Source organism: Candidatus Accumulibacter cognatus, from assembly GCF_000584975.1.
Taxonomy (GTDB): domain Bacteria; phylum Pseudomonadota; class Gammaproteobacteria; order Burkholderiales; family Rhodocyclaceae; genus Accumulibacter; species Accumulibacter cognatus.
In genome coordinates, this window is sequence record NZ_JDST02000116.1 from 1 (window position 1) to 12,097 (window position 12,097).

Consider the following 12,097-nt stretch of genomic DNA (forward strand, 5'->3'; position numbering starts at 1 on the left):
AATCCCCGTGGGGACGCCAACGATGCCCGTATCTGATCACCTGAAGAAGTGGCGCCGTTCTTACTTGGCCAGTGCGCGAGCTATTCCGGCCGACGCGAATCGATGCTGATCGTCACCGGCCCGTCATTGATCAGGTGTACCCGCATGTCGGCACCGAAAACGCCGCTTTGCACGCGCAGCCCGGTGGCGCTTTCGAGCTGTTCGACAAAATTTTGAAACAGCGCTTGCGCGAGTTCAGGCCGAGCTGCACGACTCCACGATGGACGATTGCCTTTCCGGGTCGACGCGAAAAGTGTGAACTGGCTGACTGCGAGAAGCTCACCCTTGGCGTCGATGACATTGCGGTTCATCACCCCGGCTGCATCGGGGAAGATGCGCAGTCGAGCCAGCTTGGCGGACATCCAGGCCAGATCAGCGTTGGCATCGACCTCCTCGAAAGCGGCCAGGATCAGCAGACCCGGTCCGATCGAGCCAACGACTTCTCCTCCGACTTCCACCCGTGCGGCGGTGACGCGCTGCACGACCACCCTCATCGGGAGGCCCCGGCATTCTGCTGACGGAGTTTCTCGGGGATCGGCAGCCAGCGTACGGTATTGGTCAAGGGTTCCGGCTGCAGCGTCACGTGCGCAATGCCCTGCTCGGCCAGCGCATGCCGACTGGCGGCGAGGACCGTCGGCCATTGTTCGAGTGACTCAACGACGAGATGTGCCGAAAGGGCAACGCGCTTAGACGACAAGGTCCAGATATGCAGGTCGTGCACCGAGGCAACACCCGCGATGCCAGCCAGCACTCCTCCGATCTGCTCGGTCGACAGGCTCGGCGGCACGCCTTCCATCAGCGCCTGCAGAACTTCGCGCAACAGACGCAGGCTCGACGCCAGCATCAGCGCGCAAATCAGGATCGAGAGCAGGGGATCGATGGTAGTCCAGCCGGTCCACATCACGACGGCACCGGAGACCAGCGCCGCCACCGAACCTAGCAGATCGCCGAGAACGTGCAGCAGGGCGCCGCGCGTGTTCATCGTCTGCTCGCCGTGCATCAGCAACCAGGCGACGGCGATGTTGAGGGCCAGGCCGAACGCCGCCACCAGGGTGACCGCAGTGCCATTGACCGCGGCAGGATCGAGAATGCGACCGACGGCGGCAACCGAGATGCCGACCACCACCAGCACCATGAAAACGACATTGAGCAGCGCCGCCAGAGTCTCAACCCGACCATAGCCGTATGTGTGTCGTTGCGTCGGCGGGCGTTGCGCGAGCCAGGCCGCAAAGGCCGCCAGTCCGAGTGAGGCGCTGTCGGTGACCATGTGCCCGGCATCACCCAGCAATGCCAGCGATCCCGACCAGAAGCCGGTCGCTGCCTCGACCCCGGCAAAGCCGAGCGTCAGCAGCAAGGCCCAGAGCAGGCGCGGGCCTGTGTCCACATGATGATGCGCATGCTCACCGTGCCGATCGTGGTCATGGCCGTGCTGAAGGTGGGGATCGCTCATGATCCGCGCATTGTACTGGAGATCGCTGTTTGCACTGGAGACGAGTTTGGGCTGTCGGCGCCTCCTGCACAGTGTGCTGGGCTCCATCGCTTCAGCCCAACTTAATGTTTATCCGCTAAAATTGCCGCTTACGCTGGAGGATGCCGATGACCCCACTGCCTCAATTGCCCACTCGCGACAGCATCAAGCGCTTTTTTCTCCTGACTGGACTGTGGGTGCTGCTGCACGTCAGTGCCTTCACCAATGATCAGGGCTACAGCACGCTCGCGGTGGCACTGTGGACGCTGGCAACCACGGTCAGTTACACCTTCCTGTACCTGCTGCCGGCACTGATTCCGGGCTACCTGCTGCACCGGCTGCTGTTGCAGCGCCCGGCGACGCGCGTCGGGGTGGCCACTCTGGCACTGCTGCTGATCGGCCTGACCGGAATGATTCACGTGCTCCTGTTCGCCGACCGGGTAATTTATGGAATGTACGGATTCCACATCAATGGCTTTGTTCTCGACTTGGTGTTCACCCCCGGCGGAATTGCCTCGCTCGGGGCCAGTCGCAGTACCGAACTGACCGCAAGTCTGGTGGTCATCGCGCTACTGGCGTTGCAGGCGGCAACTTACTTCTGGGCGACGCGTCGCGCAGCCCAGTCGCGCCCGTCTCGCTGGACCCCGCGTGCAGGCTGGGTGCTGCTGGCCATCCTCAGCTTCGCGGTCGGCGAGCGCGTCGCCTATGGTTTCAGCGCCGCAGCCAACTACCAGCCGATTCTTTTTGCCAGTGAGCGCTACCCGCTTTACCTTCCGACCACCTTTCGCAAGTTGGCGTCCCGGTTGGGCATCAGTGGCGCTCCCGAGGGTGCCGGCGGAGTGCATATCAAGAACGGCGTCCTGAGTTATCCGCTCCTCCCGCTACGCGTCGAGCCGCCTGCACGCCCGCTCAACATCGTCTGGCTGGCCGTCGAATCGCTGCGCTACGACATGCTGGACCGCACAATCATGCCGCAGCTCTGGGATTTTTCCGGAAATGCGCTGCGCCTCGGGAACCACTACAGTGGCGGCAACACCACTCAGATGGGCATCTTCTCGATGTTCTATGGACTGTACGGAAACTATTGGTTTCCGATGCAGGCGGCGCGCCGATCGCCTCTGCTGATGGATGTGCTGCAGCAACAGAACTATCAGTTCAGCCTGCATACCAGCCAGAGTTTTACCTATCCGCCGTTTCAGGAGACGGTTTTCGCGAACATGAACCCGGCCGACATGCATGCGCTGTCCGATGGTCCGCCGCCGTGGCAGCGTGACCTGCAGAACATCGACGACATCCTCCGGTTCATCGATACCCGCGACAAGACGCGGCCATTCATGACCTACATGTTTTTCGAGGGTACGCATGCCAATTACACTTTTCCGCCCGAGAGTGTCATTGCTCGCCCGTATCTTGAGGACTTCAACTATCTGTCGGCCGACTTCGCGCAGCAGATGGTGCCGATCAAGAACCGCTACATCAACGCCGCCCACCATGTCGACCATCTGATCGGGCGTGTCATCACGCATCTGCGTGAAAGGAAACTGCTCGACGACACGATCATTATCGTTCTTGGCGATCACGGCGAGGAATTCATGGAACGCAAGCGCTGGGGGCACGCTGCCGACTTCAATCGTTTTCAGACCAGCACACCGGGCGTCCTGTGGATTCCTGGTCAGCAGGCACGTACCATCAGCGGCATCAGCAGCCATCTCGATATCCCGGCAACGCTGATGCCCTTGCTTGGCGTCAGAAATCCGCCAGCTGATTATTCGCTCGGACAGAATCTGCTGGCGCCTGACTTCCATCGCGATTACGCTGTTGCGGCTGGCTGGAACCGTATCGCCTACCTCGGCGAAAAATTCAAGATCTCGTTCCCGGTGAATGCAGCGGGTGCAGTTCGCGACGAAGTGCTCGATGAAGACGACCACCCGGTCAGCGATCGTGAACGCGCAAAAAACGAGATCCAAGCGGCGATGGTCGAGATGATGAACAATCTGACCCGCTTCAGCCGTCCGAAAGGGTAGAGGTAAAGCACCGAGCCTTACGGTGGTTCTGGTAATCGTACTGGCAAGGTTCCGCCAGTATCCAGTCAGCCGCAATAGCAAACGGGAGGAGCATGGCAACCCATCGTGAGAGCCGCGCCATTGCACTACCGCCGGAGTGGTTGTTCGATATCGTTGCCGATGTCGAACGATATCCCGAATTCCTGCCGCTGATGCGTGCAGCGAGGATCGTCCGACGTTATCCAGAGGCTTACGAAACCGAACAGACCCTGGCCCTGGGGCTGTTGCTGCATCGCTTCCACACACGCACCGAACTTGCCCGGCCAAGTAGCATCACCATCGTTTCCAACGATCGCTCGTTCTGCCGCTTCGACGTCCGCTGGGGATTTTCACCGCTTGCTGACGATCACTGCCACGTCGACTTCGCGCTCGACTGCACGACCCGCTCGTTGTTCCTCAGGCCGGTCGTCGAAATGCTGATCCTGCCGATGGCTGCCAGCATGGTCACTGCTTTCGAGGCCCGAGCCCACGCTCTGGCTGCAAAGGCTGGACCATTGCCGGTGGCAGCGACAGGGGATGCCAGTCAACCGGTATCAGACGCCGATGGCGGGTCGAGTCCCTGAACAGGGAATGAATTCTCGCTGCGTTGAACCCCTGGCCGGTTAAAATGCGAGCCTTCTCGAATTAAGGATTGCATCGTGAGCCAGGAGCCCAATAGCCAGGCGGCGAGTCCGCCAGCACTCGCCAGCACCCATTTCATCCGCAATATCATCGAGGCCGATCTCGCTACCGGCAAATACGCAGCACGCCGATGGTCGGGTCATCCCGGCCCTGCCGAACAGCAACTTGCCGGACCGCTTGACAGGGCGCAAATCCGCACGCGCTTTCCACCCGAACCCAATGGCTATCTGCACTTCGGCCATGCCAAGTCGATCTGCCTCAACTTCGGCTTGGCGCAGGATTTCGGCGGTCGCTGTCACCTTCGCTTTGACGATACCAATCCGGAAAAGGAAGAGCAGGAATACGTGGATTCGATCATCGATTCGGTACGCTGGCTCGGCTATTCCTGGGAAGACCCGGTCTGCGAAGGCCTGTCGGACGCGGAGTGCAATCTTTATTTTGCCTCCAACTACTTCGACTGGATGATCGAGTTCGCCGAATACCTGATCCGTAGCGGCCACGCCTATGTCGAGAGCCAGAGCGCCGAAGAAATGCGCAGCAGTCGCGGCACGCTCACTGAAGCGGGAACCAACTCGCCTTTTCGCGAGCGCAGTGTCGAGGAGAACCTGGACCTTTTCAGTCGCATGCAGAATGGCGAATTTCCGGACGGCGCACATATCCTGCGCGCGAAGATTGACATGGCGGCAGCGAACATCAACCTGCGCGACCCGGCGATCTACCGCATTCGCCACGCCAGCCATCACAACACCGGCGATCGCTGGTGCGTCTATCCGATGTATACCTACGCTCACCCCATCGAAGACGCACTGGAGAACATCACCCACTCGATATGCACACTCGAATTCGCCGACCAGCGCCCGTTCTACGATTGGCTGCTCGAGCGTCTGGCGGAAGGCGGGCTGCTGCAGCGCCCGCTGCCGCAGCAGATCGAATTCTCGCGCCTTAACCTGACCTACATCGTGCTTTCGAAGCGCAAGCTGATTCAGCTCGTCGAGGAGCAGCATGTCGCCGGCTGGGACGATCCGCGTTTACCAACCTTGGTTGGCGCGCGCCGCCGCGGATATCCGGCGGCGGGTTTTCGCCTGTTTGCCGAGCGTCTCGGCGCATCGCGCTCTGATTCGCTGATCGAGTACTCGCAACTCGAAGACACCATGCGCGAAGTGTTGAACGAGTCGACCGAGCGCCGCGTCGCCGTTCTCGATCCCCTCAAGCTGATCATCGACAATTATCCCGCCGACCAGAGTGAAGACTGTTTCGCGCCCAACCATCCGCTCAAACCTGAATTGGGCAAGCGCGCAATGCCCTTTGGCCGGGAACTGTGGATCGAGCGCGAAGACTTCATGGAGCAGCCGAGCAAGGGCTACCATCGCCTTTACCCAGGCAATCTCGCTCGGCTGCGCTACGGCTATGTGCTCAGGTGCATCGGCTGCGACCATGACGAAAACGGCACTCTGATCGCCGTACATTGCGAATACCTGCCCGATTCAAAAAGCGGCACTCCAGGTGCCGACAACTACAAGGTCAAGGGCAATCTGCACTGGGTTGCAGTCGACCGGGCCTTTCTTGCCGAAGTGCGGCTCTATGATCGGCTGTTCGCGGTTCCCTCTCCAGGCGCCAGACGTACGGGCGATCCTGACGATGTCGAACGAGACTTCCGCGACGACCTTAATCCGGACAGCATCCGGGTCATCCGGGCCTGGCTCGAACCTGCACTACAGCATGCCCGACCGGAAGAGAGCTTCCAGTTTGAACGCCATGGTTATTTCGTTGCCGATCGCGTCGACTCGCGGGAAGGCGCGCCGGTTTTCAACCGCACCATGACGCTCAGGGACTCATGGTCGAGCAAACCCAGCCAACGCAGCTAGCGAACTTGCGCAGGCAAACTGCGTCGATAAAGGTATACACGGAAGCGGTTTCAGCGGCAAACGGCCTCTGGCGTGAATCTCGCAGGCGAAAACCGGAGAACCTTCTCAGAGGCGTTCAGGCACGGGCCTCTCTGGCGAGAAAGTCTGTATAAGCCTTACCCAGTCCTTCTTCGAGACCCAGCGTGGCTTGACAGCCCAGGGTGTGCATACGCGAGACATCCATCCGCTTTCTTGGTGTGCCGTCCGGTTGACTCGGGTCGAATTCGATGCGGCCGGTATAGCCGACGACCTGGGCGACGGTTTCGGCCAGTTCGCGGATGCTGATTTCCTCGCCAGTACCGACGTTGATGTGCGAGAGCATCGGCTGGGTGTGGGCCTTGTAGGTGGTTTGGTCCAGGTTCATGATGTGCACGCTCGCCTCGGCCAGGTCGTCGACGTAGAGGAATTCGCGCCTGGGAGTACCAGTTCCCCAGAAGGACAGGCAAGGCTCCAGGGCCGAAGTGCAGATGTCTTGCAACTGGCGCTTGAGGTCCTGCGGGATGGGACCGTTTCTGGTTTCGTCCCCTTGGATCGCAGGCCAGTTGTGATCGGCGGCAAGCTTGGCGAGGTGCAGCTTGCGGATCATCGCCGGGATGACGTGGCTGTTCTGCAAGTCGTAGTGATCGCCGGGTCCGTAGAGGTTGGTAGGCATCACGCTGCGGTAATCCGTGCCGTATTGGCGGTTGTAGCTTTCGCAGAGCTTGATGCCGGCAATCTTGGCGATGGCGTAGGGTTCGTTGGTCGCTTCCAGGGTACCGGTGAGCAGTGCTTCTTCCGGGATCGGCTGTGCGGCGAGTCGCGGGTAGATGCAGCTGCTGCCGAGAAAGAGGAGTTTCTGCACGCCAACTCGCCAGGCTTCATGAATGATGTGGGTCTCGATCATCAGGTTCTGGTAAATGAATTCGGCCGGGTAGGTCTGGTTGGCGTGAATGCCGCCGACTTTGGCAGCGGCAAGGTACACCTGTTCTGGTCTTTCCGCTTCAAAGAAGGCGCGCACGGCGGCCTGCTGGGTGAGATCAAGTTCAGCGTGTGTGCAAGTGATCAGCGTCGCTGTGCCGCGTTGCTGCAGGGTGCGAACAATGGCCGAGCCGACCATGCCGCAGTGGCCGGCGACGTAGATTCGGGCAGGCGTCATGGTCTGTTCATTCGTTGTGGTCGAAGGCCTTGAAACCGGCCAGTTTGACCAGGGCATCGCGCCTGGCGGAGTTGTAGTCGGCAAGTGCCATTTCCTTGACCAGTTCGTGCAGGCTGGTGGTCGGCGTCCAGCCGAGTTTTTCGCGGGCTTTGCGGGGATCACCCAGCAGAGTCTCGACTTCCGTCGGGCGAAAGTAGCGCGGGTCCACCCGGACGATGACCGTACCCGGCCTGACTTTGGCCTTGTCGCCCTCCACCCGGGTGACGATGCCGATCTCATTGACGCCCTCGCCTTCGAAAAGCACGCCCATTCCCAGTTCGGCTGCGGCGAATTCGACAAACTGGCGGACACTGTATTGCACACCCGTGGCGATGACGAAGTCTTCAGGATGATCCTGCTGCAACATCAGCCACTGCATTTCGACATAGTCGCGGGCGTGGCCCCAGTCGCGCAGTGCGCCGAGGTTGCCAAGATAGAGGCAATCCTGCAGGCCAAGCGCGATCCTGGCGATGGCGCGGGTGATCTTGCGGGTGACGAAGGTTTCACCGCGAACCGGGCTTTCGTGGTTGAAGAGGATGCCGTTGCAGGCATAAATTCCATAGGCCTCGCGGTAATTGACGGTGATCCAGTAGGCGTAGAGCTTGGCGACGGCGTAGGGGCTGCGCGGATAGAAAGGAGTGGTTTCCTTTTGCGGGGATTCCTGGACCAGACCATAGAGCTCCGAGGTGCTGGCCTGGTAGAAACGGCTTTTCTTTTCCAAGCCGAGGATGCGAATCGCTTCGAGCATGCGCAGGGCACCGATGCCATCGGCATTGGCGGTATACTCGGGTTCCTCGAAGCTCACGGCGACGTGGCTTTGTGCGGCCAGATTGTAGATCTCGTCGGGTTGCACCTCCTGGATGATGCGGATCAGACTGGTGGAGTCGGTGAGGTCGCCGTGGTGGAGAATGAACCTCCGCCCGGGCTCGTGCGGGTCCTGATAAAGGTGATCGATGCGGTCGGTATTGAACAACGAGGAACGGCGCTTGATACCATGCACTTGGTAGCCCTTGTCGAGCAGGGATTCAGCCAGATAGGCGCCGTCCTGGCCAGTCACGCCGGTAATCAGGGCAACCTTTTGGGAGGTAATCATGGGGGACATCCGTCAGTGAGGCAATGATGCTCGGCAAATGCCAGCCGATAGTCTTCTATGTGATCGATTTTTCGCAAGGACGTCGCGTTTTATTGGCGATTTTACGCGGGCAATCCCAGACGCTCCTGTAACAAGCTCAAACGGCGTGCCATCTCGCTGCTGCCAAACCCCAACTCGCGAATGATGTGCAGGCGCTGCAACGCCGAAGCACCCGTGTAGAACGAAGAGAACGAACTGAGCCTCTCCAGTTCCTCCAGAACCGCTGCCAATACCCAGTCCCCGATGACCTCGCCAGGTACGATGGAATCGAAGCGTTCACCCGGTGCAAGGAACGGTTCGCTGGTGTCCACCTGCTGCTGTTGAAGGATCGTTGTGCACAGTTGTGCCAGCGCGTTTACAGCCAGAGATCTTGAGCCGTAATCTCTCGCTACTCGCGCCAGGCTGGCCAGCCGCAGGTGCGAAGCCTGCTGTCCGCAAAGTGTCTCGAGGCAGCGGAAACTGGCTTCCAGCGCAAGAAAACGCGCCGATGCCGGCAAGGAGGAATCCCGGCTGAGCGTATAGAGGGACAAGGCATGCGCAACCTCTTCACTCCCCCCTGAATTCATGGTCACTTCCCACTCATTCGCGAGTTGTGTACCGTAAGGTAATCCGATGATGGCATGCTGCCAGTAATGGACATCTAGACTGCCATCGATTCCGAGAAGCTCCCTGATCGGCTCTCCCGCAGTTTCAAGTCCGGCAGAATCAAGCAGAACACCGCGTGCGGCAAGTCGTGCGGCGCGGTCGGGCTTGCAGCAGAACAAATTGAGCAGGAACCCATCGATTTGCGCTTCAGGATCGAAGGGCACCAACAGGTCGAGTCCGGGTACCAGCCGATAGGAAGTGTAGCCAAGTGCCGCAAAGGCTTCTATCAGATGCATGTGCAAGTCGGGTCCCGCCTTGATCTCGTACTGGACCAGCGGTGACAGCTGCGCGAAGAAGCGTTCACCGCCCTTCAGGATATTGGCCTCCTCGCCCTCGGCGTCGATCTTGATGACCTCGATGTCCTGCCAGCAATAAGTCTCCAGGCATTCGTCAAGCGTCACCAGGGAGACCGTCTCGGTCTCGGTCGTTGCAGAAAGATCATGCACTAGTGCATTCAGTTCGGAGTGTGGGCTCCGCGATAGTCGGGCTGTACCACTCGCAGACGAGAGTGCGCTTTGTACCAGAGTCACCTGCGCGAAAGCGTTGGCGGCAATGCCTTCCGCAAGAAGACTTGCCGTGCTGGAGCTTGGCTCAAAGGCCCAAACATGGCCTGTCGACCCCACTGCCTTGGCCATGCACAGGGCATAAACACCGTAGTTGGCACCAATGTCGATAACCTTCTGACCTGGTTTCAGCAAGTGGCGAAGGAACTTGATTTCATCCTCGAACCAGTCCTGCTGCTCGCGCAAGACATACGGGGTAATCAGTTCCAACGAGTCGGGAGTGACGATCCTGACCCCGTCAAGCAGAGTGAGAGAGGTGGTATAAGTCATCGACAATTGACCCTCCAGGGAAAGATCATCACCATACCGCTTTGTACCGATAGACGCAAAAATACGAAAACCCTGCCGGAACTCCCATCGATAATTGAATGAGCACCACTCACATTTTTGGACAAGGGACGAGGCAGGCGCACAACCCCGCCCTGACTTCCACCTATTTTACCTGCGTAGCCATGAGAGGGGCTGTACGCTACCGAATACCCGAAATCCTCATGATGACTGAAACAACGGGGCGAGCTGATCGGAAAACGTCTTTTTGCCGTCGATGAGAGGGGTTTGGCCCCTAAATTGTGCCGATTTCCAAGCGCTCGGTGAGGAAGCGGAAGGCCTCGCCGGCAAGAACAAGAAATGCTGGCCGAGTACATCTGCTCTATCACTAACTACGCCAGGCAGACAGGCTCTGCCGTCGACGTTCGCGTACCGAACAAGGTCAACAGCATCTGCCCCCCGGACCAGGCCCCATGCGTCCGCCGTTTCACTGTTTCACTTCACAATTGACCATGGTTGATGGAGGAACATATACTCCCCCATGGTGTCGGATTTTTCATCTTTCCGAACATTCAGGAAAGGATGAGGAAACCCATCGACGTTCGACACAAGGTGCCTGTGCACGCTGTTATCGACCCAGACGCAAACTTGCGAATCCACTAGAAAGAGGCCCGACCATGACCCAAACCGCAGAATTGGTGCTTCCAAACGATGTGCAGCCTGAAACCGTGCCCACCGAGCCACTGGACGCACTGGTGACCCAAACCCCGGCCATCGAACCGAGGATGGCCCAGTTGCTTGAACTCAATCAGGCCAACGGCCCCAGCCTGATGCCGAAGGAAATCAACGCGCAGCTTGACCGTCTGCTACGTGACTACGACGAGCTGACCGCGCTCTACGCCGAAAACAACCGCCGTATCGACCAGGAGTTAGCCGAAATCCGCCAGTCCGGCGGCTCGGTCTCGAGCCAAGTGCATCAGCTCGGCGCAGATTTACAGCAACAGGGCCGGTCCCTGGCCGGACATGCCGCCGCCACGGAACAACGCATCGATGCGCTGCGCGGCGAAGCTCGCTCGTGGCTGGCCGACTCGGAGCAGCGCTGGGACACGCAGCTTGCGACCCAAAACGCACGTATCAGTTCGGATCTCGCGCAGCTCGACACCAGTCTCGGTTCTCTACACGGTCTGTTCAAGGCACAGGAACGAATCATCGCCGAGCAACGCGCGCGTCTGGATCAGTTTGATATCACCTATCAATTGCTTGATACCGCGACACGCGGCAACAAGCACCGTATCGAAGTAGTACGCGAGCAAGCCGAAAAGCAACACGCGATCGTCGAGGCGCGGATCGAGGGTTTGAGCGCCTTGCAACGCGAACACCATGCCGAGTTTCAGACCTTGCAAAGCCTGGTCGGCGTCCTGCAATCGGAAACGGCGCGCCTGGATGAACAAATCGGCAGGGTCGCCACTGCGCTGGCGGACCATCAGAGTGACACTCGCGACCAGTTCAAGTGGACCCATCGGGCGATTGCCGGCCTGCTTTTGCTGACCGTGGTGGGCTTCGCTCTGGTCAAGTGGCTACCGGCCTTTGCCCCCGCCGGCAGCGAATCGGCGATGGCGCAAAACCAGGCCAGGCTCACCGAAGTCAGCGTCCAGGTGGCCGCCCTCTCCGCGCGAGAAACGGCCCGCCAGGAGCACGAGTCACGGCAGCAGGCAAGCATTGACCAGGTCGCGAACCAGGTTTCCGATCTGGAGAAAAGCCTCGGCGATCTGCGTGCCGCAGTGCAGAAGCTGCAAGTGCAAGGCGTGGGAGCCGGAGTACTGCATGACAGCCAGTGGTTACTCGAACAAAACCCCAAGGCGTATACCGTGCAACTGGTGACATCCCCCAGCCAGGCCGACATGGCGCGCTTCATCGACCGCAACGTAAAACGGCTGGCGCTGGATTCCCTGGCGTTTTCCGTGAGCGAGCGCGCGCAGCGCACGGACTACCAGCTGTTCTTCGGCGTGTTCAGTACGGTCACTCAGGCACGCGCTGCCATCGCCGCACTACCGCCTGAACTGCAGGTCAACGGACCGTGGGTGCGTCAGTTCCAGTCTGTACAGGCTTCCTTGCGCTGACCAGGATCGAGATCTTGCTCTTGCGCGATGCCATGGGTCAGTTCGATCCGCATCCTGCCTTCTTCTCCACTCGCCAACCTGTTAAGGTGATTTCCTCATTT

The 12,097-nt window shown here is 59.6% G+C and carries 9 protein-coding genes; 4 read left to right on the forward strand and 5 right to left on the reverse strand.

Annotation, left to right across the window (positions count from 1 at the left end; translation table 11 throughout):
- Window positions 1-80: 80 nt before the first annotated feature.
- Together dtd and AW06_RS18305 are read right to left on the reverse strand one after the other, a co-directional pair.
- Window positions 81-533 (reverse strand): D-aminoacyl-tRNA deacylase, encoded by a 453-nt coding sequence (gene dtd, locus AW06_RS18300; protein ID WP_034953205.1) that lies wholly within the window; start codon window positions 531-533, stop codon window positions 81-83.
- Complete coding sequence (locus AW06_RS18305) at window positions 530-1,489, reverse strand: cation diffusion facilitator family transporter (RefSeq protein ID WP_034953207.1); 960 nt, start codon at window positions 1,487-1,489, stop codon at window positions 530-532. The genes dtd and AW06_RS18305 overlap by 4 nt, the downstream gene beginning before the upstream one ends.
- Before the next feature lie 155 nt (window positions 1,490-1,644).
- Here AW06_RS18305 and AW06_RS18310 point away from each other — a divergent pair, with 155 nt between their 5' ends.
- From AW06_RS18310 to AW06_RS18320, 3 genes are all read left to right on the forward strand, one after another.
- Window positions 1,645-3,531, forward strand: coding sequence for a sulfatase-like hydrolase/transferase (locus AW06_RS18310; protein ID WP_273704872.1), 1,887 nt, complete (start codon window positions 1,645-1,647; stop codon window positions 3,529-3,531).
- Window positions 3,532-3,623: 92 nt separating this feature from the next.
- Window positions 3,624-4,133 (forward strand): type II toxin-antitoxin system RatA family toxin, encoded by a 510-nt coding sequence (locus tag AW06_RS21165; protein ID WP_138677460.1) that lies wholly within the window; start codon window positions 3,624-3,626, stop codon window positions 4,131-4,133.
- Window positions 4,134-4,208: 75 nt separating this feature from the next.
- Entirely contained in the window at window positions 4,209-6,056 is a 1,848-nt protein-coding gene (locus AW06_RS18320; protein ID WP_034953211.1) for a glutamine--tRNA ligase/YqeY domain fusion protein, read from the forward strand.
- A gap of 115 nt (window positions 6,057-6,171) precedes the next feature.
- Here AW06_RS18320 and AW06_RS18325 read toward each other — a convergent pair whose 3' ends face one another.
- The 3 genes from AW06_RS18325 to AW06_RS21170 form a co-directional block, all read right to left on the reverse strand.
- Window positions 6,172-7,230: a GDP-L-fucose synthase gene (locus tag AW06_RS18325; RefSeq protein WP_034953213.1), complete on the reverse strand. Its 1,059-nt coding sequence runs from the start codon at window positions 7,228-7,230 to the stop codon at window positions 6,172-6,174.
- Between the two features lie 7 nt (window positions 7,231-7,237).
- Window positions 7,238-8,362, reverse strand: coding sequence for a GDP-mannose 4,6-dehydratase (gene gmd, locus AW06_RS18330; protein WP_034953215.1), 1,125 nt, complete (start codon window positions 8,360-8,362; stop codon window positions 7,238-7,240).
- Window positions 8,363-8,463: 101 nt separating this feature from the next.
- Window positions 8,464-9,879, reverse strand: coding sequence for an FkbM family methyltransferase (locus AW06_RS21170; RefSeq protein ID WP_273704873.1), 1,416 nt, complete (start codon window positions 9,877-9,879; stop codon window positions 8,464-8,466).
- Between the two features lie 674 nt (window positions 9,880-10,553).
- Here AW06_RS21170 and AW06_RS18340 point away from each other — a divergent pair.
- The gene (locus AW06_RS18340; RefSeq protein WP_034953218.1) at window positions 10,554-11,996 is read left to right on the forward strand and encodes an SPOR domain-containing protein; all 1,443 of its coding nucleotides are present in this window, start codon (window positions 10,554-10,556) and stop codon (window positions 11,994-11,996) included.
- Window positions 11,997-12,097: the final 101 nt, after the last annotated feature.